We start from the raw sequence: 25,254 nt of genomic DNA, 5'->3' as shown, positions 1-25,254 counted from the left end.
TACCGGGCTTGCGTTAACGGAAGCCCGGTCCTTGGAACAACAGCGGTGGTCGGCCGGTGTATTGGCCGAAATACAGCGTCGAAGCGGGCCCATTCTGAGCGGTACCGCTGTTTCCATCCCAATCCCAGCCTAACCAGTCCGGTACCTGAGCACGCACGCCAACGATGCCGATGGCGCCATTGCCATTGACGCTGAAATAACCCTGACCGCCGGTTAATCCGGTGAGGTTGCCTGCTGCACTGGCGGCGATGCTGGTGCAATCAGTCAGGCTGTTATCCAGATTGCACAAGCCCTCGTGGGTTAAGCCTGTTAACTCGCTGTTACTCGTATGGCCATCGGCGGTCAGCGGGGCGAACGTGAACGGCTCCGCGGCCGTGTTATCAACCTTTGTCAGAGTTTCTACCCAAACCGGCAGAATGACCTGGGCACTGGTGCCGCTGGCACTTTCATCGGCATTGAGGCGGCCATAGTGCAACCAGGGATCCGATAACAAGATATCGAGGGGGGCACAGTTGCCATCTGCATCAGGTTGGTAACAGCGGCCGTCACTGTCGGTCAGTGCTGCAGCGGTCAGACGCAGCGTGCTGATCTGCTGCGATTCATCGCTGGCCGTGGGTGTGTCAGGGCGTGGCCAGGTGAGCGGGTAGTTTGGCAACGTCAACTGCGCCTGGGCATCGTATTCATCATTGTTGTCCTGGCGTTGCCAGCTTGGCGTTGTGCCGGTGATTAAGGTCTGGTCGTCTGATCGGGTGACGTCACCTGAGAACAGTCCACCGTATTTGAACAGCGCTCCTTCATAATTGGCCAGCGCCGTTGTGCCATCGTAATGCATGGCAACGACGTTCAACCTCAGGCCGCTCAAGTTCTGAGCCTGGCCTTGGTAGAGATAGCCATTGCTCCCCCAGTCGGCCAACCCAGTTTGGGTGAAGTTCAGCCACGCTGGCACAAAACGGCCCAGCCGACGTTGGTTGATGGCGACGCTGACATCATTCGCGCCGCTGACTGCCAGGTAACTGTCGATCTGGCCGCTGAGCCCGGTGATCCCGACTTCGGAATAGCGGATGTCCGATTGCAGCTGGTTACCGTTGCCGTTAGTACGCCATTGATTGGCTGAACTGGTTGCAGGGGCGATAGAGCCAGGAACGGCGCCAGCTTCAGTCGGAGCGAGGAGGGTGGATGACCAGGTCACATCGGGTAGAGAGGACGTACGGCCGAAGCTGGCAGTCGGGTTACCGTCACTGTCGAGCCCGGCCAGAGTTACCGTGAAGGGGGCACCCGCGATCTCAAAATAGTTTGCGGCCAACAATTCCGCCACGGTTTCAGCGATGCCCGGCGTTCGCCCTGAACCTTCTACATCAGCGATTTGTAGTGACGCTGGCCGCACGCGCAGATCAATCTGATCGCTGATCACGGTAATGGCTGACGGGTCGCTCGCGGTGTCTTCTATCTCAAACGCCAGCAGCAGCGGCTGTATGCCGACGTCCGGGGCCATCACGTTGAACGTGGCCGTTGACTCGGCGTTGAAGGTTAGATCGACCTGGGTGCGCTCTGAGCTCCCGTCCCGGTCTTCCGGGTTGGGCAAGTCAGTACCGTTGAGCACCACACGTTCATTGGGCAGACAGGTGGTTGGATCCGTGCATTGGCTGCCGACGCTGAATTCGAGAGTATCGTCATCGTTAAAAACCCCTTCGCAGATGCCGGTTTCTGGATTGGACTCGACCGCCTGAACGCTGATGCTCCGTGAGTCACCCGCCACGAGGTCGATCAGTGTTAAGGCGTCCTGACGGCTGTCGCCGGGATTGAAGAAAACCAGACCGGTGTCATTCATGGTGACGGTACAGCTGGTCTCTACAGTGTTGTAGAAGCAGACAGGGCTGTTATTTGCGCTTGGCGTACTGCTGGCAACCGAGAGCGTATAGTTGCCTGCGTCACTGAGCCACAGCTTCAGGCTGTCATCGCTGTTACCACTGGTGATGTTGTTTCCGGACACGCGTCGGTTTGTGGGACCACTGGCGTTCAACTGGATATCAAATGGCTGGCTGTATTGCGTGGTGCAGGCTGCATCGAGGCAGGCGCGTACCGTCACCGCCAGGGCTTCGCAGGTGAGCCCGGTGCTGCGGTTTCGAACTAACTCAAAGTGGTCAATGTCCGGTTCATAAGGCGTGGCATTGCTGGAGCAGACTTCCAGGTTATCGATTTCGTGATTGGCGCTGTTGCCGCCGGTCGAACCGGTCAGGGTGACCAGTAGCTCCGCCGGTATATTGCTTTGGCCGGGGTGGTTGAGTGCGTCAAACGGGCCGACCAGACGCTCAAAGATACCGTCGTTGTTGGCGTCCCGCTCGACGGTAACCAGCGCCTGAGTGCCATTGCTGTGATCGACCGTTAACCGGTAACGCTGGCTGGTGTTGCGACCGGTGAGTAAGGACGGCGACAGATTGGCCGCAGTACCACCCAGATACGCATACCCCGCCGTGTCTTCACCAGAACCCCGGACGCTCACTGCGTTGGGGCGCTGACCGACGCCTCCCTGGCGGCCTTCCGTGGCGTTGGCGTAGTTGCCATACACGTCCAAACCAATACCCAGCCAACCGCCGTTAAAGCCGTCTTCACCGGCGTTTGTGTTTTGGGCGTAGCCCAGCGAGCCGCCGTAGCCGCCAGGGGTGGGTGAGCGGTTGGCATCGGAGAGCACCAGCGCGACTCCATCGGCCGCATCGTCGTTACCGTTATTGGTGAAGGCGTAAAAATCGAATTCGACCTGAATGCGATTGCCGGCGCCCGGGAACGGCTGTGTGAGAGTCGCAGCGGTTGATCGGTTGGACTTATCATCGGTCAGACGCAAGCGGTTGGCACGGGTTCGGGGGACGAAACCTGTACCGCTGACCTGCCATTGGCTGGTATCGAGCGAGCCCTGGAAGTTATCGGTGATGCAAAATTGTTGGTTGCCGCCGCACTGGCTGAGATCGCGGTCACTGCCATCGAGGTTCTTGCCCTGACGTTGCAGGTCGTACAGCAGTTGGACATCGCCGTTGCTGAATAACTGCTCGAACACCATGACTTCGTCGAGCTGGCCTTGGAAATACACCGGCCCGCCGTTGGTATTTTCCACCCGGCCGAGGCTTTCAAAATAGGTCCCGATGAGGCCGCTTGCCTGACGCCCGGCGTGATCCAGTTTGCCATCGATGTAGATGCGATAGCTGCCGTTGCTGGCATCTCGAATCATAACGATGTGGTGGAAATCGCCATCGTTAATCGCCTGTCGTGATCGGCCACTGTCGTCGTTGCCAACAGCCAGACCAATGTGCCCGCCGCTGTCGAGCCAGCCCCAGAAAATATCATCGGTACCGCCGCTTTGTTCGACACCGGTAATGCCCGGTGCCAGATACGGCGTGTCGTTCCCCGAAGCCGTGGTGCGTATCCAGAAACTCAGCGTCGCGTTGCCGCGTAAGGCGTTGTAGAGCGAGGGCGCGCGGATAAAGTCATCCACGCCGTCGAATTCACCGCCACGGCATAAAAAGCCGGAGACGGTGCTGATGTTGCCGCCGCCGGTGCCGGTGTTGTTATTGCCGCTGCTGTCGGAAACTTCGCCGGTGCTGCCGCTCCAGCGCGATTCGTCCATACGCCATTCCAATCGTGGTGTTGGCAGCAGCGAATTGCAGTGCACCAGAAACTGGGAAGGAATGGCGGTGAAATTGGTATTCCCATCGTCGGTGATGTCCCACAGCAATTCGATGCGGGCACTGCCAGACGCCTCGTAGTATTCCAGTTCCAGCGCGTAGTACCGGTCGGCCTCCAGGTTCAGTTCGGCGGTGTCCAGAGTGGCGCTGTGGTTGGTCCAGTTATTAATGATCAAAAATTCATCGACACTCAGGCGTACGCCGTCGTCGCTGCGCACGGCGATGTCGAAGGGTTGATCCGTGGGGGCGCGTAAATAACCGTTCCAGCGAATGGAAAATTCGTCAAAACCGAGTGATCCCAGGTCGGGTGAACCGAGATAGCCCCAGTTAAAGTCAACCTGACTGTCGATCCGGCTGAAAGCGCTCGGCGCGGTCAGGGTGGTGTTGTCGAAATACTCACCTTCCAGCCCGGTGGCAACCGGGCAGTTGACCGGCGGACGATTGATGCAGCCGGGGCTCAATGGTGTACAGGTGCCGAAGACCTGGCTGTCGTCGGAAACGTCGATGGTTGACCAGCTAGGCGCCGTCAGATCGCCATAAACCACCGAGCTATCAATCAATTCAATGGCGCCGTTATAAGAGTTGGCATTCACCACTCCGGTGGTACCGCCGAGACTGGAATCGGTAATGCGGATGGTGCCAGCACGGAGATTACCGGCGGTCATGGTGACCTGGTCGAGATACATCCGGTTGCTGGTGGAGCGGAAATCGCCGGTCATCGTGCCGCCAGTGATGCGGATATCGCCATTGGACTCCGCGCCACCGAGTAAATCCGAGCCGTTGGCGGTAATGCTGTTGGAAGTACTGGTGACCTGACCCACCACCTCGCTGTTGGTCAGCACAATATTGCCGAGCGCTGTGATGGTTCCTTGTAAGAGGGTCCCATCGGCGGTGACGCCGTGGCTGGAACTGGAGACATCGCCACTGACCAAACCGCCGGTCACATCAATCACCCCACCGGTAATCAGGTCGCCATTGACGGCGGTATTGATGAGTGTGATGTCACCGCTGCTGGCTTGCACATCGCCAAACAGGGTGGCGCCGTTGGCATCGATGGTGCCATAGCTAGACTCGATATCGATCGGGTTGGCCGCACTGCCGACCGTGCCATTGCGCAGGTTAAAACCGTTATTCGCAATCAGCGTGGCGGCACTGTTGGCCAACACAACATCGCCGTTGCCCAACGAGATACGACCATTGCTGACGCACTGGTAGGTCGAACCCGAAACGTTCCAGCTGGTGGAGCAATAAGGGCGCTGACCGAGAGACAAATTATAAGTCGCCGCGTGTAACGTGCCGATGCAACCCAGAAGCAGCATCAGGCCGAAAACGCGAGCACTAAAATTCCAGCGTTGCATTCTGCTCCGTCCATACGTAGTCCGCGTTGCCGATCTGGCCGTATTCGGCGCGGGCGGTTAAATCAAACAGGCGAGTGCTGCCATATTGGCGCTGTACGCAGCTTAGGCTCACAGTGACATTAGCGTAAGCCGGCACCGGTAGCGCGTTTGTTTGCAAACTGCCGTTGCACGTATTGGTTCGATTGCCAGGGTTGCTGGCGATGACCAATTGCTGTGTGCCCCATTCCAGCCCAGCCAAAGCGGCATAGCGGGCCCGGCTTTGCAGCAGATTCTGGGTAAACTGACCACTGCTCTGGCTCGACAGTGTTGCCATCAACGTCAGCGCACCGCCGAGTACGACGATCAGAAAAATCACCGCAACCAGCGTAAAACCTTGTTGGTGTTTGGGCGATGTCATGGTGCACCTGCCAACACAATGGTGTCGATCAACTGAATGCTTTCACTTGCATTACCGACAGTAAGCTGCACCGTCAGACTGGGCGGTTGAAAGGTCGTGCCAGGCTGCCAACTGAACTGACAGCCTTGTACCGCATCGATCACCCGAGCGCTGGTGGGGTCGCTGCCCAAGCGAACGCTGAGCGTGTTGTTGCTGGTGACATCGGTGTAACTGCTGTGACGCAACAGATAACCGCCACTGCACTGATACGCCACCGGGCCATCGGTGAGGTAGGCGCGCCGGAACGGCGACTGTGCGGGGAAGGTGTGCGCTGAGTTGACCAGTGTCAGAGTCGTCACTGGGGGAGTGCCGGTCACGGTTAAATTGTTGACCGCCGCAACGCCGCCGGCGGAATTGCCGCTTTGCCAGTTGCTCATGATCTGAGAGGCGTTATTGCCCGCAATGCTGATACTGATCGGTAAGGTCAGGCCAGTTAGGTCGGTCAAGACGTCAAGGGTTTTCGGCGTGCCTGAGGGTACCGCGGCTGGCAGGTTCTGATAACGCAGTCGCGGTGCAATCCCACTTTGACTGAAACCCAGAAACTCAACCGCCGGAGCGTTGCTGGCGGTCGTTGGAATGCGCACCGAATTGGGCACCGACTGGCTTAAATCCTGACGCAGATGAAAGAAGGCGTATTCGGCTTGCTGAACCCAGAACGCGCGATTGCTGGATTGCACCACACTGCTGTAGCCACGCCCAATTAACGGCCCGACCACCACCGCCAGAATGCCGGTGATGACGATGACGATGATCAATTCGACCAGGGTAAAACCACGCGAGAGTCTCATCATCATCAGCAACCTGCCCGAGGGTCGTCGAAATAGCTGGCGCGGTAGGCGTCGAGCGTGAGCGGCTGGCCGCGCGGGTCGGTCACCGTGACGGTGATGCGCGCCAGTTGTGGGATGCAGCCGGCAATATTGCTTAAACCGGTGCCCAGCGTTAGGCCGACGCTGGTATTCACCGACACTTGCACCCGATAAGCCGCGAGCTGTGTGATCGGTGTGCCATTACGAGTGCGTGGCCCGGTCGAATTCCCGGTGGCAACGGCATCGGAATCGTAGCCAGTGTAGTCGCAGACATTGTCCCAGGAATTCCGGTTGTAACTGGACAGCGTTTCCGGAGTGGGGCAGATGTTGACGGTGGAAAGGTCGATGCCGGGATTCAGGGTTGGGTCAACACTGGCGTCGAAAAACGCCTGGGTCTGAACCTCGTTAATCATGGACTCGGCCAGCAACCGGCTTTGGCTGCGCAGCATCGGGTCGACATTGCGCACTACCAGCACCCCGAGGCTTTGCAGCACAGCCACAGCAGCGATGCCGAGCACGACGATGGCGATGATCAGTTCAATCAGCGTCAGCCCGGCCTGATCTCTGGCGCGCCTACTGTAAGTTGGCATAACCGGTGATTCCATCGAGACGCAAGCTGAGGCTGTTGGCGAGGGGGATGCTTGTGTCCACGCCGGGAAGGGTGTTGGCGTCGAGTGTATTGCCACACGGCGAGGTGAGCCGATGGACCTGGCCGCGTGGCGTGAAGATCAAACGCACTTCCGAAGAACCCGCTGGCAGAGAGAGCGTGCCGGTTAAAGGGTTGCCGTTGTCATCCAGGAAAGCAAAACCGGGCGCGTCTGAGCTGGTGTCGCAAGCCGGTGCGGGTGAATTAAAGCCGTTGTTAGAAATGCAGGTGGTGGTGCTGGTGTGATCGTTAGCAACCAGATGATCGTGATCGCGCCAGGCACTCCAGCCGTTGGTGTTGATGCGTACTTCAAAGGCGCACTGAGCGGTCACCGCCCGGTTACGCACCAGATTCAGCGCCGACTGAAAGGCGGTACGTTCGTTGGCCGATTCAAAGGTATCGGGATTAAAAAAACGCGGCATGCCGACGGCGGCCAGAATGCCGATGATGGCAATGACTAGGACCAGTTCGACGAGGGTGAAGCCGTTGGGTGTGAGGCGTTTCGGCATGGCGCACCGCGCTGCTTCAGGTGGTCATAAAGTGAATTAGCAAAACCAAAACGCCCCAACAATGGCAATAGCTGTGTTGGGGCGTAGGGCATTTCCCACAATCAGTATGGGAACATTATTTATATTAACCGCAGGTTTCGGCACCCGCGTTTGCTGTGTTGCCAACCGAACTGAAGGTAATAGTAGGCGCGCCACCCGCTGCTGCTGCAATATATGAAACACAAGGATCATTGGCGGCAAAAGTCGCATTGCGAGTGAAAAATATGCCAGCTGTAGTTCCAGCAGCGCTTAAAACATCTGTAGAAGTATGAAGAGTAAAGTTGCCTAGATTCGCTGCTTCTGCAATACCAGTTGCATCAGCGCTCGGATAGCCATTGGTCATGGTAACGGCTACTCCGTCCATAGTGACATTCGCGTTTGCACCTGTAGCACCGCAGTTGCCATTTGCCAAACAAGATGCGTGTGCAATAGCAGCGCTGGATCTTATCGACCCTTCGGCTCCTTCCACGGCAGCCGTAGAAGCATTACCACTAAAATCCACAAAACGCGGCAGCGCAAAGGCCGACAGAATGCCCAGCACCACGATCACCATGATCAGTTCGATAAGTGTAAAACCTTGCTGTTTTTTCATTACTTCGTGTATCCGTATCGGTCAATTTTGAAAAGGGGGGCCGGGGTGTGGGGGGAGTTGTTCGGTATGAACGGGCTGCCGACTCCACACTGGCTGCCTAAAGAGTGTAGTCGATTTTAGATTGTTAACACGGTGATTCAAACGAAAATTGAAATTTTTTGAAAATAAGGGGTGTACCGCCAGGCCAGATGGAGTCTGGGCTAGCGGAATATTAGCAAGGAGTGATGTTGATTATTGGGCTTGGTTGTCGCGGAAACGTTTGATTAATACGGCGGTCGAGGAATCGTAGCCGTCGGTGTTGCCGCTGCTGAGCGCCTCGAAAACGCTGTTGCCCAGCACTTTGCCCAGCTCAACGCCCCACTGATCGAACGAATTCACACCCCAGATCACGCCCTGCACGAAGACTTTGTGTTCATAGAGCGCAATCAGCGCACCGAGAATTTCCGGCGTCAGCTTCTCAAAAGTGAGGGTATTACAGGGACGGTTACCGGCAATCACCTTGTGCGGTGCCACGTCGCGTGCTTCGGCCTCGCTCATGCCTTTGGCGGTCAGTTCGGCCATCACTTCGGCGTCGGTTTTGCCTTCGAGCATGGCCTGTTGCTGGCCGAGGAAGTTGGCGAACAGCCATTGATGATGATCGTCGACCGGGTTGTGGCTGGTCAGCGGCATGATGAAGTCAGCCGGAATCAGTCGCGTGCCCTGGTGCAACAACTGGTGATAAGCGTGCTGACCGTTGGTGCCGGTGCCGCCCCAGATCACCGGGCCGGTGGACCAGCCGACCGGCTGACCATCCTGAGTCACGCTCTTGCCGTTGGATTCCATATCCACCTGTTGCAGATGGTTGGGGAGGTCTTTCAGCGTTTCATCGTAGGTCAGCACCGCCTGTGTCTCGGCACCGAAAAAGTTGTGATACCACACCCCCAGCATGCCCATGATGACCGGCAGGTTGTGCTCTAGGCCCGTGGTGCGGAAATGCTCGTCCATGCTGTGCGCGCCACTGAGTAACTGTTCGAACACATCGAAGCCGAGCACGATGGACTGCGCCAAGCCGATGGCCGACCACAGCGAATAACGACCACCCACCCAGTCCCACATCGGGAACATATTGGCGGCGTCGATGCCGAATTCGGTGGCGGCTTTGACGTTGGTGGAAACAGCGACGAAGTGGTGTTTTACATCGTCGGGCTTGCCGCCCTGACGGAAAAACCAATCGCGTGCGGCCTGGGCGTTTTTCAGGGTTTCCAGTGTGCCGAAGCTTTTTGAGGCGACCACAAACAGGGTGGTCTCCGGGTCCAGGTCACGGCAGGTTTCGGTGACGTCGGTACCATCAATATTGGCGATGTAGAGCAGTTCGTATCCATCTTGCCAGTAAGGTTTGAGCGCGTCGGAAACGACTTTGGGGCCAAGGAAGGAGCCGCCGATGCCGATGTTTACAATGGTGCGCAGTTTCTTACCGGTGTAGCCCGCAAACTCGCCGCTGTGCACAGACTCAGCAAAAGCGCGCATGCGCTTTAAGGTGTCGTTGACGGTGGCGGTGATGTCTTCATCGCCGACGGTGATGGGGTGGTTGCTGCGGTTGCGCAATGCAATGTGCAGTGCCGGACGGTTTTCCGAACGGTTGATGACCTCGCCGTTGAACATGCCTTCGATGGCTTTGGGCAAACCGGCCTCGCGTGCCAGCGCCATCAGTTCGTCCAGGGTTTCATCGGTGATGCGGTTTTTTGAGTAATCCAGGTCCAGACCGGCGGCGGTGGCGCTGAAGCGCGGTCCGCGTTGCGGGTCGTTGGCGAACAGGTCGCGCAGGTGCAGCGGGGCAACGCTTTTTTTATGTTCCTGCAGTTTCTGCCAGGTGCTCAGTTGCGTCGGGTCGTAGGACATGGCTTGGCTCACTTTGATCAAGGCGGTGACTGTGAAATGACGTCGCTCAGCCGCGCTTCAAGGTGGCCAAACGGGCTGTCATTTAATGACAAAATGAGGGTCAAAACCACCGTGCTGTGAAAGAAAACTACATTTTGGGGTGGGAGACGCTGCTGAACGGGAGACGGGAGACGCTGAAAAGCAATGGCCGCCCTTGGCGGCCATCAAACAAAAGTCAGGCGAACTGGACGGGGATGGCGTTGCTGGTGTGGCTGACGCTGTTGTCGGCGTTCATGTACAGCATGCTCGGTTTGAACGTCGCCAGTTCGGCTTCGTCCAGAGCGGCATAGGCGCAGATGATGATGACATCACCGACCGAGGCCTTGTGCGCCGCCGCACCATTGACCGAGATGATGCCGGAACCGTCTTCGCCGCGAATGGCGTAGGTGGTGAACCGCTCGCCATTGGTGACGTTGTAAATCTGGATCTGTTCGTATTCATGAATGCCGGCCATATCGAGCAGGTCTCCGCCGATGGCGCAGGAACCTTCGTAGTCGGGAACCGCGTGGGTCACACGGGCCTGATGCAGCTTGGCTTTAAGCAGGGTCAGTTGCATGGATGAATCTCCACTTTGGGAACGCCGTCAGCGCGATCGTAAGATCAGCGATCGAGCTGGATGTTGTCGATCAGTCGCGCCTTGCCGAGAAACGCAGCGGCGAGGATGACCAGTTCGCGGTCATCGTCACCGGCCGGCTCCAGGTCCAGACGGCGGCTGATGTTGAAGTAATCCGGCGTAAAGCCGGCTTCGGTCAGGCGTTCCTTAGCCTGGCGGGTCAGTTGCGCGAAGTGGCTGTCGCCGGCTTCGATGGCTGCCGCCGTATCCCTGAGGATCTGGTACAGCGCCGGGGCGCGCTCGCGCTCGTCCGACGTTAAATAGTTGTTGCGTGAACTGTGGGCCAGGCCGTCGTCGGCGCGGCCGGTGTCCACACCGATCATACGAATGGGCAGGAAGAGGTTTTCCACCATCATCTTCAGCACGGTGAACTGCTGGTAATCCTTCAGTCCAAAGACGGCCACATCCGGCTGCACCTGGTTAAACAGCTTCAATACGATGGTGGCAACGCCGACAAAATGGCCCGGACGGCTGGCGCCGCAGTGCAGGGTGGTGATGTGTTTGACGTCAACGCGCGTCAGGTCTGGCTGCGGATACATGTCGGCCGTGGACGGCGTATAGAGCAGCTGGCAGCCTTCGGCGATCAGCCGTTTTTTGTCGTCTTCCAGCGTACGCGGGTAACCGGACAGGTCTTCGTTTTCGCCGAACTGAGTCGGGTTCACAAAGATGGAGGCAACCACGATGTCGGCGTTTTGGCGCGCCTCGGTTACCAGTCGCATATGGCCTTCGTGCAAGTTCCCCATGGTGGGAACGAAGGCTACGGTTTTGCCGCCCTGACGCAGTTCGGCCAGGCTGGCGCGCAGATCGGCCAGGTTATCGACGGTTTTCATCGCAGAATCTCTCTCGCGCCGAAGGCGTTATTCAAAGCTGTGTTCCGGGCCGGGAAAGGCACCGCTGGTGACATCGCGAATATAAGCGGTGACGGCCGCTTCAATGCTGTCGTTGTCCGCCATGTAGTTCTTAACGAACTTGGCCATCCGGTTCGGGTTGAAGCCGAGCAGGTCGTAGCTGACCAGCACCTGAGCGTCAGTATCGGGGCCTGCGCCGATGCCGATCACCGGCACTGAAACCGCGTCGGTAATGGCTTTGCCCAGCGCTGACGGCACGCATTCGAGCAGCAGCATGTCGGCGCCGGCATCGACCGCCGCCAGGGCGTCGTTGATCATCGCCTGAGCCGCTGCTTCGTCGCGGCCCTGAACTTTAAAGCCGCCCAGTTTGTTGACGGCCTGAGGCGTTAAGCCCAGATGAATGCAGGTGGGAATGCCCATCCGGCCGAGCGCGGTGATGTGCTCGGCGAGCCAGGCACCGCCTTCGATTTTGACCATCTGCGCACCGGCCTGCATCAGCCGGCCAGCGTTGTGCAGGCACTGCTCGACCGTGCCGTAGCTGTTGAACGGCAGGTCGGCCATCAGCAATGCGCCCTGGTTACCACGCGCCACGTTGGCGGTGTGATAGACCATCTCGTCCATGGTGACGGGCACGGTGGTTTGCTGGCCCTGAATGACGTTGCCCAGGGAGTCGCCAATCAATAAAACATCGATGCCCCATTCGGAGAATCGGTGTGCGAAGGTGGCGTCGTAAGCGGTCAGAACGGTGAATTTCTCACCCTCGGCGACCTTTTTTTGCAGGCTCGCCGTTGTCTTGGTTTTGGCCATGGTTCCGGGCGTTGTCGCTGAAGTGGGTGCGAATGGTTGCGATTTGGTCCGTTCAAGTCAAGCAACGGATGTCATCAAAGTGTCAATCGATGTGAACCGTCAGTCTGGCAGGCGCTTTATGGCCTGATCGGCAACAAGGTCGAGCCAGTGCTGCACGTTGTGACCGGCGATCAGCGGTCGTGGGCTCAGGTCGGCGAGTGGGTAAAGCACAAAGGCGCGTTGATGGGCGCGCGGGTGGGGCAGGGTCAGTATTGGATCGGTCGATAGCAGGTTATCGATGGCGATGATGTCGAGATCCAGCGTTCTCGGTCCCCAGCGCTCATGACGTTCGCGGCCGGCACTTTGCTCTATCTGTTGCAACGCCTGTAGTAGCTCGGTGGGTTCCAGGTGGGTATCGATCAGACAGGCGGCGTTGAGGTAATCCGGTTGCTCCGGGCCACCGATCGGCGCGGTGCGATAACGCGCCGAGCTTGCCAGCAATTGGCTGTCGGGCAGTTGGGCAATCTGCTCCAGTGCTTCATCGAGCAACGCACCGGAGTCGCCCAGATTACTGCCTAACGCAATCCAGGCGTGGCTCATGAATCCGAGGTGTTAGACGCCGGTGAACGACGCCGACGGCGACGCGGTTTGCTGGGTGCGGTATCGCGGGCCATAGCGGCACGGGCATCGGGGTTTTGTTCCTGGTAATCGGTCCACCAGCGGCCGAGATTGCCCGGTTGCTCGCCGGACCGTTCACGCACCAGCAGGAAATCGTAACCGGCGCGGAAACGCGGGTGGGCCGCAGTCTGCTCGGCGCGCTTAGGCGTGCGTTTGGGCAGGCGCAACTGTAATTCCCAGATGTCTTTCATCGGCAGTGAAAAGCGTTTGGGAATGGTGATGGAGCGCACCTGATCGGCGATCACCTGTGCCATCGCCTGTTGCCAGGCAGGCACTTCCGGGCTGCCCATATCGATTCGGTGTTCGGCGTCTTCGCGCACCGCCGGCCACAGCAAGGCGGCGTACAAAAAGGCAGGCGTGACCGGGCGGCCGCGGTTGATGCGGTCGTCGGTGTTGATCAGCGCCTGCTCAATAAAACCGTTATAAGGCCGGTCACTGTTGCGCGACAGCGCCGCGTGGGTAGCCGGTAGCAAGGGTTCAACCAAACCGTATTCGCGCATCAGTCGCCAGGTGGCCAGGCCCTGGCCGGACATCAGCATCTTGATGACTTCATCAAACAGCCGCGCTGGCGCCACATGGCTAAGCAGCGGGGCCAGTTCGGCGATGGGTTTGCTGGTGCGCGGTTCGATGTCGAAGTCGAGTTTGGCGGCAAAGCGCAGCGCGCGCATCATCCGCACCGGGTCTTCGCGGTAGCGGGTATGCGGATCGCCGATGATGCGCAGCGTCTGGTCGTCGAGGTCTTTCAGGCCAGAGCCATAGACCCGAAGCGAGAAATCCTTGGGCGTGTAGTAGAGCGCATTGACGGTGAAATCGCGGCGTTCGGCGTCTTCTTCCAGATTTCCGTAAACGTTGTCACGCAGCAGCAGGCCTTCGTTCGACTGTTTCTGCTCGCCGGGACCAGCGTCACCGGCGCGGCCACGGAAGGTTGTCACTTCGATGATCTCGCGGCCAAAGGTGACGTGCACGATCTTAAAGCGACGACCGATCAGGCGGGAATTGCTGAACAGTTTGCGTACCTGTTCGGGCGTGGCGTCGGTGGCGACGTCAAAATCCTTGGGTTTTAAACCCAATTGCAGGTCGCGCACACAGCCGCCGACCAGGTAGCCCTGATAGCCAGCATTTTGCAGACGATATAACACCTTAAGAGCGTTCGGGCTGATGTCCTTACGGGAGATGCGATGGTGATCACGCGTCACCGTCTGCAGTGCCTGAGCCGGGCCTTTGGCAGGCAACCAGCGCTTAATCCATTCAACGACCATGCGAGGGCTGTGTTCTCAACAAAAAACGAAGGGCGCAGTTTAGCGGAACTGACGACTGTTCTCCACGACTGGCGCGAAGCGGTCCGCTTTGAGGGTGATTCAGTTGGATTGTGGCGCGGCAAACGAGCGTTTGGCCGAGTGCAAAGACGAGAAAGCCGGCACGAAGCCGGCTTCAGCAGCAAGAGTACAATGGCGGGCCGTTATTATTGTTATTGAGGCCTTACTCTGTGAGTGCGGTTGTTATTGTTATTTGGCGATTCTTATTGTTGTTTTGGCACCTTGTTGAACAACGCCGGTTCCGAGTCCGAATGCAGCCCCCTTATTGTTGTTTTTGGGTGGGGGCGCTTTAAGGCGTTCGGTGGGCCCATTGTTATTTTTGTTGGCGGGCCTTTCCTGCATTGCGCGCTTACTAGAGCAGGCTGCGTGCCAAGAATAAAAAGTCTTTATTAAACAAATGGTTAGCGAAGTGTGGTTAAAACGTAAACAGCGCGTCAGCGACCATCTGTTACGTAAGGTGTCAGATTTGTTACGAAGTTTTGAGCGGGATTGTTACGGCATTTTGAGGGACCGTTCAGAGGTTGGAACGCTGAACGGTTTTGGTCACTGACCGGGTCGTTGTCAGCGTGACGTGCTGGCGGCCGAGGTGCTTTTTTTCGGGCGAGGAATACCCAGGCGCTGGCGACGTTCCCACAAGGATTTTCGGCTGATGCCCAGTTTTTGCGCCAGCTCGGTTTCCGACATGCTTTGCTGGTGCTCAAGGACAAAATGCTGAAAGTAGTCTTCCAGCGACAGCTCTTCGTTTTCCGGCTGCAGGGGTTGAGCGCCGTTGTGTTCGCTGCCTGCGCTTTCGCGGCGGGCTAACGATTCGGGAATCTGCCATTCGTTTTCATCCAGACCCAGCTCATCGAGGCCGATCTCGCCGTCATCGCACAGAATCAGCGAGCGTTGAATGGCGTTTTCCAGTTCGCGGACGTTACCCGGCCAGTCGTATTTCAGCAGTGCATCGTGCGCTTCGCGTGACAGCACCACCGACTCTTCCAGTTTCAGACGACGTGCGTGCTTGGCAATCAGGTGCTCGGCAATGTCCAGGACGTCCTGGCCGCGTTCACGCAGCGGCGGCAGGGTGACTTCAATCACCTGCAGACGGTAATACAAGTCTTCCCGGAAGCGACCTTCTTTCACCAGTTGCTTCAGGTTGCGGTGAGTCGCAGCGATCAGTCGTACATCCACGGTCCGCGCATGGACGGAGCCGACGCGCCGCACTTCGCTTTCTTGCAGCACGCGCAGCAGACGCGCCTGAGCTTCCATCGGCAATTCGCCGATTTCGTCCAAAAACAGCGTACCGCCCTCGGCCGCTTCCACCAGACCCTGTCGGGCCGCCGTGGCGCCGGTAAAAGCGCCTTTCTCGTGACCAAAGAGCTCCGACTCAATCAGGCTTTCGGGAATGGCGGCGCAGTTGACGGTGACCAGCGATTGGTCGTGACGCGGGCTGTGCTGATGAATGGCCCGGGCCGCCAACTCTTTACCGGTGCCCGATTCGCCGTGAATCAGTACCGTCACATCGGCCGGGGCGACGCGCTTGATGCGCTTATAGAGTTGCTGCATGGCATCGCAGCGGCCAACGAGGTCGCCAAGTACGCTGGCAACCTGCGGTTCGTCGGCGTTGTCTGATGACAGGTCTTCTGGCAAATCGATGCGCACTTGCTGGCGGCGCTGTTCATTAATGATGCGGCTGACCGTGCGCACCATCTCTTCATGATCGAAGGGTTTGGCGATGTAATCGACCGCGCCCATTTTCATGGCATCGACCGCCGAACGCATGGAGGCGTAGCTGGTCATGATCAGCACAGGGACGGATTTGGCCATCTCGATCAGGTCGGTGCCGGGCGCGCCTGGCAGTCGCAGGTCGGTAATGATGAGATCAAAGCGGTTCAGGTCGTGCTGGCTGGCTTCGGTGACGGATTCGGCCTCAGTAACCCGGTACTGGTGACGTTCCAGCAGGCGTTTCAGGGCAGAGCGGATGATGCTTTCGTCTTCAACAACGAGGATGTCGCTCATCTTGGCCTCCGTCGGATCGCCCGGTGGGCGTCGTTGTTAGCGCAGGCACCGGGCTGGAAAGCCGCCCGCTGCCTAGTCAGATTCGGTTTCGTCTGTTACCTCTGGTAACAGGGTGTGCAAGGGTAACCGAATTGTGAAACGAGTGCCAAGCTTGTCGGCATGGAAAGCCGGGCTCTCGACGCTGATGTGGCCGTAGTGCTCCTCAACGATGGTGTAGGCGAGGAACAGCCCCAGACCGGTGCCTTTGCCGACTTCTTTGGTGGTAAAGAACGGGTCGAAGACATGATCGATCACCGCTTCGTCGATGCCGGTGCCGTGATCGACCACTTCCACCAAAACGCTTTCGCCATCGACCGTCGCGCTGATGTTAACCGACTCGCCCGCCGGGCTGGCATCACGCGCGTTGCCAAGCAGGTTGATAAACACCTGGCTCAGCCGCTGCGGTTCGCACAGCAGCACCAATTCCGGATCGATCTGATTGTTGAACGCGACCGTCTGGGTGTCGCGCGACAGTGACAGCAGGTCGACGGCGTCCTGCACGACTTGCCGCAGCGGGTAGGGCTGATGCTCGGTTTTGCTCTCGTCCTGGCCGGCGTGAGCGAAGTTCACCAAGGAACGTACAATGCGGGTGACGCGCTTGGCCTGATCACGAATTTGCTCGGCAATCTGCTGTTGTTCGGCGGGGTCGGTGACGTAACGCAGATCCTGCGCCAGACAGTCGATGCCGGTGATGGGGTTACCAATCTCGTGCGCCACGCCGGCCGCCAGCCGACCAATGGACGCCAGTCGCTCCGAATGCACCAGTTCCGATTCCAGCAACTTGTGCTCCGTTTCGTCTTCAAGCAACACCACCTGCCCTTCATTCATCGACAGCCGCACCGGTCCGGGCGCCTGGTGCAGACTGAACCAGCGTTTTCCCGGGCCATGGTCGTCCGGCTGTTCGACAGTGACTTTGTTGGCGCCGCTTTGAATAAAGTCGTGCAGCAGGTCGTACCAATTGGCGGGCAGGCTATCCAGACGCGCACCGATGGCTTCGTTCTCACTGATGCCGGTCATTTCGGCCATGACCCGGTTCCACAACAGAATCTCGCCGTCGTTGGCCAGGTAGCACACGCCAATCGGCAGGTTGTATAGCGTCTCACGGTGGTGACGGCGTAACCGGTCCAGCTCGGCGGCCATGCCGGTCAATTGATGGTGAAAGCCATCGAGCTTTTGCTCGAAGAAGTGGATGTCGTCGCGTTCGGCAGCGCCGCTTTGATCGTAAGGCAGCGCTCGCGCCACCAACGCCTGGGCGACACTCGGGCCCATCAGACCGGAGAGGTTGGCCTCAATGGTGTCGCGCAACCGGCGCAAGGCGTAGGGCCGATATTCGCCGATGGGAAAGCCCAGTGTTTTCAAGGCGCGTTTGACTTCGCGCTCGGCCATGATGCGACCCAGCGGGCGGCTGAGTGATTCGATAAATTCTTCGGCGTTGCGCGCTTTCAGTGGCAGGCGATGACGCCGGTCGACCGAGGTGATCACACAGGTCTGAGCCGCTTCCTGTTCCTCAGCACTGGTGCGGGTGAACACCGAGACCAGAATAAACACCAGCGTATTCAGCGCGAGTGAGCTGAGGGTGGTCATCGACCAATGATCGGTGTGCAGCGCGAACTGCAACGGCAGGCGAGCGGTTAGATGCAGGCTGTCGGCGACCAGCGGTACCAGCAAACTGATGGCCCAGACGCTCAACCCCACCAACATGCCCGCGATGTAGCCCTTGCGATTGGCACCGGCCCAGAACAGCAGACCGAGGATTCCCGGCAGCAATTGCAGTAAGCCGGTGAAGGCGGTAATGCCCAGTGACGACAAATTCTGCAACTGACCCAAAAACAGATAAAGGCAGTAAGACAGGCCGATCACGACGCCGATCAGCAAGCGTCGCACCCACAACAACCAGCGGTACACATCGGTATCAAAGCTGGGTTTGTGGAAGGGCAATACCAGGTGGTTCAGCGCCATTGACGCCAAGGCGATGGATGCCAGAACGGTAATGCCCGCAGCGGCCGACAGGCCGCCCAGAAACGCCAGCCATACCAGCCAGGACTGTTCCAGCACCAGGCCCAGGCCGAGCGAGAAATACTCCGGGTTGACCGGCGCCCCCAGACTCATGCCCGCCCAGAAGATCGGCAGGATCGGCAGTGCCATCAGCAACAGATAAATCGGCACCGCCCAGGCGACCAAGCGCAGTCGGCTCGGGTCGGTATTTTCGCGGAACAGCAGTTGGAACAGATGCGGCAGCACCAGCGGTGCAGCGATAAAAATCAGCAGCAGTGAAAACCACTGCACCGGTTGCAACGGTTCAATGGCGCGGTTCACGGGCAGACTGGCGGGCCATTCCAGCAACCCCGACCAACCGCCAAACAGATGGCTCAGGGCGACGGCGCCGAGCACCAGCAGCACGATCAGCTTAAAGGCCGACTCGAACGCCAGCGCGAAAATCAGCCCGGGGTGTTTTTCGCTGGGTGTGACATCGCGCGCACCAAAGAGCAGTGAGAACGCCAGCAGAATCACACAGATCAGCAGCGCCAGCGGTTTGGCCTGAGTTTGCGGATCGAGGCGGGTCAGGGTGTCGGTAATGGCCTGAATCTGCAACGCCAGCAGCGGCAGCATGGCAAGCAACACCCCCAGCGCCGTGACCAGTCCGGCCCAGCGGCTGCGATAGCGAAACGCAAAAAGGTCGGCCAAAGACGCCAGTTGGTAGCTGCGCGCCAGCTCATGCACCGGGCGCAGAATGATGGCCGAAAACATCAGTGCCACGGCCATGCCGAGGTAATACGCCAGATAGCCATAACCGACTTCATACGCCAGGCCGACGCTGCCGTAGAACGCCCAGGCGCTGCAGTAAACGCCGATGGACAGCACATACACCAGTGGGTGCTGCGTCAGGCGTTGCGGCACCCAGCCGCGTTCGGCCGCGTAGGCGATTAAAAACAGGACCAGCAGATACCCCAGACCTACGGTGAGCAACAGTTCCCAGCGAAAGACCATCAGCGACGGGTCCGCAAGTATTCGGCCAGACCGTTAACGCCGATCAGTCCGGCCCAGATCAGAAAAGGCAGCGGCCACAGATCCGTCCGGCCAGCCCAGCCCAAAGTAAAGGGCAGCAGCAGGTAGAGGGGGAGAATCAGCAGTTTCAACAGAATGGAAAGCGACATCGGGACCAGCACTCACTATGCGGCGGCCATAGTACCGCCGTAGGCGGTATAAGGTAAGGGCACCGCCGCAGATGGCAGCAGGTAAGGCGTGGCGCTTTAACTGGGGTCCGGGTAACGCTGTTTGATGGCGGCAAACTCGTCGAAATTGATCAACAACAGATCGACCAGTTGTGGGTCAAAGTGTTTGCCGCGCTCGGCTTCAAACAAAGCCTTCACCTGTTCCATCGACCAGGGTTCTTTGTAGCAACGACGACTGGACAGCGCATCGAACACATCGGCCAGGGCGGTAATGCGGCCGCCGATGCTGATGTCTTCGCCGGACAAACCGCGTGGGTAACCTTTGCCATCCCAGCGTTCATGATGTTCACGCGCGATCTGCGCACCCATCTTCAGAATCGGCTTATCGGTGTGGCTGAGCAGGTCGTATCCGCACTGGGCGTGGGATTGCATCACGGCCCACTCATCGGGGTTGAGCGGGCCAGGTTTGTTCAAAATGGCATCGGGAATGGCGATTTTGCCTAAATCGTGCAGCGGCGCCGCTTCGCGGATCAAGCGGGCTTCGCTGGCGGGTAGTCCGGCTTTTTTCGCCAGCAGATAACTGACTTCGGCGACCCGGCGCAAATGCTGACCGGTCTCACGCGAACGGTGTTCCACCGCATCGCCGAGCAGATAGACCACCTCACGTTGGCTGTCTTCAAGCTCCGTGCGCAGGGCGAGGTTCTCAAACGCGGTCAGGGCGTTCTGGCAGAACACTTCCAACAGATGGCGCTCCATCGAATTGCGCACCACCAGTCCGTTTAAAAACAACACGCTCAGATGCATTTCGCTGGAGCGGTACAGGCACAGATAGCCGCCATCAAGTTGTTGCGCCTGAAAGCCCGTAGCCAGACTTTTGATAAAGGCCTGAGCGGTAACCGGCAACAAGTCTGCCACGGGCTGCCCCACTTGATGAGTGTATTGACCGGTGCCCGCCAGCACCGTCAGTCGGCCAAACTGCTCGTGCGCCGCCACCCCTTCGCACAAGGCGTAGAGCGCATCTTCATCGGGCGACAAAATGGCGGAAATCTGCTCCAGAATGCCGTGGGCAAAATCCTGAATAAAGGCGTGCTGTTGCAGCGCGGTGGACGCATTCAGAATGCGCTCTAAGCCTTGACGATTGCGTTCCAGCGCCAGAATGTCGCGGTAGGAGCGCAGGCACGAATACAACAGGGTGTGCATCTTGCCGCGCGTGAGTTCGGTTTTTTCTTTGTAATCGTTGATGTCGTAATCGGCGATGATGGTTTCTTCCGGCGCCTGCCCCGGTTGGCCGGTGCGCAACACAATGCGGGTGAAAGAATTGCGCAACTGGTCACGTATGACTTCGACCATATCGAGCCCGGCATGCTCGGTTTCCATGACCACATCGAGCAGGCACAACGCCAAATCCGGGTGGTTACGTACCTGCTCTATGCCTTCGGCCGCGCTGCGGGCGTGTAAAAACTGCAGTGGCCGGCCATCAAACTGGAAGTTACGCAGCGCCAGAGTGGTGATGGTGTGCACTTCATCGTCGTCATCGACGATCAACACTTTCCAGGGTTTCTGGTCGTTCTGGTCATCGTGGTTTTTTTCGTCGGCAAAAATCAGTTCGTCACTCATCTAAGCGTCCTCCACTGACGGCGCCGTTTGCTCCAGCGGCAGCGTAATACGGAATCGGCAACCGTCGTGCGGCGGGCTGTGTATCTGTATGCGTCCGTCGAGTTTGCCGGTCACCAGATTGAACACGATGTTCATTCCCAAACCACTGCCGCCGCTGGAGCGACGCGTGGTGTAAAACGGATCGAAGATGTGCTTTAACGTTTCTTCGCTCATGCCCCGGCCGTCGTCTTCGTACACCAGCGCCAGGCGATTGCTGCCAGCCGGTGCGCTGGAAAAGCGAATCTGACCGGCGCGCTGGCCGTCGTCAAAACCGTGCAGCAGTGAGTTGATCACCAGATTGGTGACCACCTGCGCCAGTGCACCGGGTGATAACCGGGTGGTGATGTCCGGATCGATATCATTAATGACCTTGACCGGCGCTGTCTTGTACTTGGGTCGCAAACTGGCGAGCACTTCATCGATGTAGGCGCGCAGATTGATGCGTCGCTGTTCTTCGCTGGTTTGGTCGACTGCCACCTGTTTGAACGAGCGGATCAGATGGGCGGCGCGATCGAGGTTGGCCGACAGCAGGTCACCGGTCTCCAGGCATTCGTTAAAGAAGCGTTCGAGATCAGACTTTTTCAGCTCGTTTCCCTGAAGCGCGCGCTGAGCCAACCGGGCTTCCGAGGTCAGATGACTGGCTGCGGTGATGGAGATGCCCAGCGGCGTATTCACCTCATGCGCCACGCCGCTGACCAGGTTGCCCAGTGACGCCAGTTTTTCACTTTGCAGCAGTTCTTCCTGAGCGATTTTCAGTTTATCGAGCGAGTCGGTCAGGCTGCGGTTGCTTTGCTGCAATTGTTCGGTGCGCTCAGCCACCATTTTTTCCAGGTTGTCCTGATGACGACGCAGCGCGCGGTCGCGTTCAATCAAGCTGTCGTGCTGGCGATTGAACACCTCATACAATTGGCCGATTTCATCGTTGCGGCCTTCCAGTAAGGGTTCGCGTTGCTGGCTCCACTGAGTGATGTCCTGAGGTGAAATGCGCTGCACGAATTCGCTGAAATGTCGGATGGGGCGTGCCACCAGGCGCTGCACCACCCAATACAGCGCCATCAATAAAGCAATGATGGCGACGATGGCGGATATCAGTGCGCCGCCCAACACCAGACCGACCTGATTGCGGATCAGTTCGTTGTCTGAGCGCAGATAAATCCAGCCGATGGTGGACAGGCTGTCGTTAAATTCGTGCACCACCGGTGTGGCGATGATCAGTGCGGTTTCGGTGAGTCGCTCGGTGCGGGCGTCGGTGGGTACCAGCCAGGCCGGACTGTGTTCGGACAGATCGCCCAGTTGCAGATCAATCTCCCCTTCGACCGAGCGTATTGCCACGCCAGAAATGTACGGATCGCGCAGCAGCGCCTGCGCCGCACGTTCGACGTTGGCGTTATCGAATGCCCAGATGGATTCGTTGATCAGCGGCAACATATTGCTTAAAGAGGCGTCGACGTTCTGGTCGCGCAAGCCTTCCATGGTGCGTGTCAGCGTCCAGGATTGCATCAATACGGTCACCAGAATCGCGCAGGCCACGCCGAGCGTAATGGCGGCCAACAGGCGCCTGGCAAGAAACGCATTGACCTGAAACATGGCAATTCCTACGGGTGTCTAAACCAAGATTAGGCAGGGAATAAGGCTTTTACCAGCCGGTGGTATCGTTGCTGTCCTCGGTGTCTTTCAGTGTTAGATCGGTGCGACCTTTCAACCGACGTTGCGGCCAGCGCTGTTGGGCCTCTGTCAGCATCCGCAGCGGAGTATCCACGGCGATGTTCAGGCCCAGCTGGCGCAACGCCTGCTGCAGGTTGGCGCTGGGCTGATCATCGTTCAGCGCCGGCGCGTGATTCTGTTTACTGAGTTTCTGCCCGTTCGCACCGATCAATACCGGAAAGTGAGCGTAGTGCGGGGGTGTGGCGCCGAGGCAGCGAAACAGCGCGCGTTGCCAGGGCGTGGAATCGAGCAGATCGATGCCGCGCACCACCTCGGTAATGCCCTGGTCGATATCGTCCACCGTGACCGCTAACTGGTAGGCAAAGGGACCATCGCGACGGCGCAGCACCACATCGCCCAGTTCGGTCGCCAGATCCACGCTCTGTTCGCCCTGATACCGATCGGCGAAGCGCTCGCGATGGTTGGGGACCTGCCAACGAATGGCGGCGTCGTCTCTTGGCTGGCGACAGGCGCGACAGGTGCCGGGATAGACGCGGTGATCAGCCAGTTGTTTACGGCTGCAGCGACACCAGAACAGCTGATCGGCGGCGGCCAGATATTCCAATGCCGCCAGATAGGCGTCGCCACGCTGGCTTTGGTAGCGCACGTTTTCGTCCCAATGCAGGCCATGAGCGTTCAGGCTGCGCAGAATGGCATCGGCCGCGCCCGGTTGCTCGCGAGGCGGGTCCAGATCTTCGATGCGCACCAGCCAGACGCCGTCACGCTCGCGTGCATCCAGATAACTGACCAGCGCCGCCACCAGCGAACCCAAATGCAAAGGGCCGGTCGGCGAGGGCGCAAAGCGACCGCGATAGGCTGTGTTGGTCATGCGTAGCTGAGTTCCACAATTGAAGCTCGGCCCGACATTCTGCATGATGCCGCCGGACCTTCCCAGCCATGGACTTGCCAACGATGAAACTCGCCGACCGCACCGATCGAATTCAGCCCTTCCAGGTCATGCAGATACTGGCGCGCGCCAAAACGCTGGCCGAGCAGGGGCGCTCGGTGATCGGGCTGTACGTGGGTGAGCCGGATTTTGGCACGCCACAAGCCATCATCGAAGCGGGTCAGGCGGCGCTGGCCAACGGCCATACCGGTTACACCCCAGCGACGGGATTGCCGCCGTTGCGCGCTGCCATTGCCGAGCGTTATCGCCGCTGGCACGGCGTTGAGGTGGCACCGGAACGCATTCTGGTGACGCCCGGCGGTTCCAGTGCGTTGCTGCTGGCGTTTGCCGCCAGCATCGACAGTGGACGCGACGTCTTGCTGCCGGAGCCGGGTTACCCGTGCAACCGCAACTTTCTGGAAGTCATCGGTGCTCAATCGATATCGGTGCCGCTGGCGGAGCAAGGACTGCGACTGTCGTTACCCCACCTGGAAACCGCGGTGACCCAAAACGCCCAGGGCTTGCTGCTGGCGTCGCCGTGCAACCCGACCGGCCAAGTATTGACGCTCGATGAATGGCAGCAGGCGGCTGACTTTGCGCAGCGTCATGATCTGGCGCTGTTTGCCGATGAGATTTATCACGGCCTGACCTTCACCGATGAACTGCCGCCGTCGGCTTTGAACGTGACGGACGACGTCTGGGTGACTCAGAGTTTCTCCAAATTCTACGGCATGACCGGGTGGCGTCTGGGCTGGTTGGTGGTACCGACCTATGCCATCGAAGCGGCGGAACGGCTGGCGCAGAATCTGTATTTATCGGCACCGTCGATGGCCCAGCACGCGGCGCTGGCCGCGTTCGAGCCCGCCGTTGAAGCCGAGTGCTTTGCCCGCCGCGATGCACTGCGCGCGCGCCGCGACTATCTGGCGCCCCAGCTGGAAGCGCTCGGTTTACCCTTGCTCGCCCAACCGGACGGCGCCTTTTATCTGTACGCCGATATGTCGGCTTATGGCGATGATGCCGTCGCCTGGTGTGATCGACTGCTGGAAGAAACCGGCGTCGCCATCACGCCGGGCATCGACTTCGGTGGCGCGACGCAAAAAAACGCGGTGAGGATTGCTTATACGGCGGAGGTTTCGGTGCTGGAGGAGGCCGTGGACAGGTTGGCTGGTTTTATTGGGAGACGCTGAACGGGAGACGGGAGACGCAAGATACGTTAACCCAGCGTCTCCCGTCTCCCGGCGCGAAGCGCCTAAGCGTCTTCCAAGATGACAATCTTGTCATCGCGAACCTCAAACCCCACCGGCGTCAGATACTCACCCTGGCATGGCCCCACCAAACAATGGCCGGTTTCGATTTCGAATAACGCACCGTGCGTTGAACATTCAATCAGCGCGCCGTCCATATCGAGAAACTGGTTTTCCATAAATTCCAGCGCCGTATGAAGGTGTGGGCAGCTGTTTTTGTAGACGTAAATCTGGTCGTCTTTGCGCACGGCAAAGACTGGGTTGTCCGGTAAATCGAAGCCCAGTGACTGACCTTCTTCGAGGTCGTTAACGTGGCACAGTTCGGTCATGATT

20 protein-coding genes are annotated in these 25,254 nt (G+C 58.7%); 1 reads left to right on the top strand and 19 read right to left on the bottom strand.

Going from position 1 to position 25,254, the window contains the following annotated elements:
- Window positions 1-13 precede the first annotated feature (13 nt).
- From BGP77_RS01835 to gluQRS, 18 genes are all read right to left on the bottom strand, one after another.
- The gene (locus BGP77_RS01835; RefSeq protein WP_108163039.1) at window positions 14-5,032 is read right to left on the bottom strand and encodes a DUF6701 domain-containing protein; all 5,019 of its coding nucleotides are present in this window, start codon (window positions 5,030-5,032) and stop codon (window positions 14-16) included.
- Window positions 5,013-5,429 carry a hypothetical protein gene (locus tag BGP77_RS01830; protein ID WP_108163038.1) on the bottom strand — a complete coding sequence of 139 codons (417 nt, stop codon included), beginning with the start codon at window positions 5,427-5,429 and terminating at the stop codon, window positions 5,013-5,015. Before BGP77_RS01830 ends, BGP77_RS01835 begins: the two co-directional genes overlap by 20 nt.
- Window positions 5,426-6,262 (bottom strand): prepilin-type N-terminal cleavage/methylation domain-containing protein, encoded by an 837-nt coding sequence (locus BGP77_RS01825; protein ID WP_108163037.1) that lies wholly within the window; start codon window positions 6,260-6,262, stop codon window positions 5,426-5,428. The genes BGP77_RS01830 and BGP77_RS01825 overlap by 4 nt, the downstream gene beginning before the upstream one ends.
- Window positions 6,262-6,864 (bottom strand): prepilin-type N-terminal cleavage/methylation domain-containing protein, encoded by a 603-nt coding sequence (locus BGP77_RS01820; protein WP_158269239.1) that lies wholly within the window; start codon window positions 6,862-6,864, stop codon window positions 6,262-6,264. The genes BGP77_RS01825 and BGP77_RS01820 overlap by 1 nt, the downstream gene beginning before the upstream one ends.
- Complete coding sequence (locus tag BGP77_RS18305; RefSeq protein WP_108163035.1) at window positions 6,848-7,429, bottom strand: type II secretion system protein; 582 nt, start codon at window positions 7,427-7,429, stop codon at window positions 6,848-6,850. Before BGP77_RS18305 ends, BGP77_RS01820 begins: the two co-directional genes overlap by 17 nt.
- Window positions 7,430-7,553: 124 nt before the next feature.
- The gene (locus BGP77_RS18300; RefSeq protein WP_108163034.1) at window positions 7,554-8,060 is read right to left on the bottom strand and encodes a prepilin-type N-terminal cleavage/methylation domain-containing protein; all 507 of its coding nucleotides are present in this window, start codon (window positions 8,058-8,060) and stop codon (window positions 7,554-7,556) included.
- Between the two features lie 231 nt (window positions 8,061-8,291).
- Window positions 8,292-9,938 (bottom strand): glucose-6-phosphate isomerase, encoded by a 1,647-nt coding sequence (gene pgi / locus BGP77_RS01805; protein ID WP_108163033.1) that lies wholly within the window; start codon window positions 9,936-9,938, stop codon window positions 8,292-8,294.
- Window positions 9,939-10,152: 214 nt separating this feature from the next.
- Window positions 10,153-10,533, bottom strand: a complete 381-nt coding sequence (panD, locus tag BGP77_RS01800) for an aspartate 1-decarboxylase (RefSeq protein ID WP_108163032.1) — start codon at window positions 10,531-10,533, stop codon at window positions 10,153-10,155.
- A 44-nt stretch (window positions 10,534-10,577) separates the two neighbouring features.
- Window positions 10,578-11,420, bottom strand: a complete 843-nt coding sequence (panC, locus tag BGP77_RS01795; RefSeq protein WP_108163031.1) for a pantoate--beta-alanine ligase — start codon at window positions 11,418-11,420, stop codon at window positions 10,578-10,580.
- A gap of 27 nt (window positions 11,421-11,447) precedes the next feature.
- Window positions 11,448-12,245, bottom strand: a complete 798-nt coding sequence (gene panB, locus BGP77_RS01790) for a 3-methyl-2-oxobutanoate hydroxymethyltransferase (RefSeq protein WP_108163030.1) — start codon at window positions 12,243-12,245, stop codon at window positions 11,448-11,450.
- Window positions 12,246-12,344: 99 nt separating this feature from the next.
- A complete protein-coding gene (gene folK / locus BGP77_RS01785) occupies window positions 12,345-12,824 on the bottom strand; it encodes a 2-amino-4-hydroxy-6-hydroxymethyldihydropteridine diphosphokinase (protein WP_108163029.1) in 480 nt (159 codons plus the stop codon).
- Window positions 12,821-14,161: a polynucleotide adenylyltransferase PcnB gene (gene pcnB, locus BGP77_RS01780; RefSeq protein ID WP_108163028.1), complete on the bottom strand. Its 1,341-nt coding sequence runs from the start codon at window positions 14,159-14,161 to the stop codon at window positions 12,821-12,823. Before pcnB ends, folK begins: the two co-directional genes overlap by 4 nt.
- 618 nt (window positions 14,162-14,779) lie before the next feature.
- Complete coding sequence (locus tag BGP77_RS01775) at window positions 14,780-16,219, bottom strand: sigma-54 dependent transcriptional regulator (RefSeq protein WP_108163027.1); 1,440 nt, start codon at window positions 16,217-16,219, stop codon at window positions 14,780-14,782.
- Window positions 16,220-16,291: 72 nt separating this feature from the next.
- Window positions 16,292-19,246: a sensor histidine kinase gene (locus BGP77_RS01770; RefSeq protein WP_108163026.1), complete on the bottom strand. Its 2,955-nt coding sequence runs from the start codon at window positions 19,244-19,246 to the stop codon at window positions 16,292-16,294.
- Window positions 19,246-19,413, bottom strand: a complete 168-nt coding sequence (locus BGP77_RS17995) for a hypothetical protein (RefSeq protein WP_158269238.1) — start codon at window positions 19,411-19,413, stop codon at window positions 19,246-19,248. Before BGP77_RS17995 ends, BGP77_RS01770 begins: the two co-directional genes overlap by 1 nt.
- A 96-nt stretch (window positions 19,414-19,509) precedes the next feature.
- On the bottom strand, window positions 19,510-21,048 hold the full coding sequence (locus tag BGP77_RS01765; protein WP_108163025.1) for a DUF3369 domain-containing protein: 1,539 nt from the start codon (window positions 21,046-21,048) through the stop codon (window positions 19,510-19,512).
- Window positions 21,049-22,674: a sensor histidine kinase gene (locus BGP77_RS01760; RefSeq protein ID WP_108163024.1), complete on the bottom strand. Its 1,626-nt coding sequence runs from the start codon at window positions 22,672-22,674 to the stop codon at window positions 21,049-21,051.
- A gap of 49 nt (window positions 22,675-22,723) precedes the next feature.
- On the bottom strand, window positions 22,724-23,620 hold the full coding sequence (gene gluQRS / locus BGP77_RS01755; protein ID WP_108163023.1) for a tRNA glutamyl-Q(34) synthetase GluQRS: 897 nt from the start codon (window positions 23,618-23,620) through the stop codon (window positions 22,724-22,726).
- An 83-nt stretch (window positions 23,621-23,703) separates the two neighbouring features.
- On the opposite strand from gluQRS, the gene BGP77_RS01750 reads away from it, so the two are divergent.
- Window positions 23,704-24,864 carry an aminotransferase class I/II-fold pyridoxal phosphate-dependent enzyme gene (locus tag BGP77_RS01750; RefSeq protein ID WP_108163022.1) on the top strand — a complete coding sequence of 387 codons (1,161 nt, stop codon included), beginning with the start codon at window positions 23,704-23,706 and terminating at the stop codon, window positions 24,862-24,864.
- A gap of 62 nt (window positions 24,865-24,926) precedes the next feature.
- On the opposite strand, the gene BGP77_RS01745 is transcribed toward BGP77_RS01750, so the two are convergent.
- The gene (locus BGP77_RS01745) at window positions 24,927-25,250 is read right to left on the bottom strand and encodes a Rieske (2Fe-2S) protein (protein ID WP_108163021.1); all 324 of its coding nucleotides are present in this window, start codon (window positions 25,248-25,250) and stop codon (window positions 24,927-24,929) included.
- Window positions 25,251-25,254 lie beyond the last annotated feature (4 nt).

The sequence above is a fragment of the Saccharospirillum sp. MSK14-1 genome (assembly GCF_003054965.1).
Classification (GTDB): domain Bacteria; phylum Pseudomonadota; class Gammaproteobacteria; order Pseudomonadales; family Natronospirillaceae; genus Saccharospirillum.
Note: the sequence above shows the minus strand (reverse complement) of the source record. Positions and strands in the feature narration are given on the sequence as shown.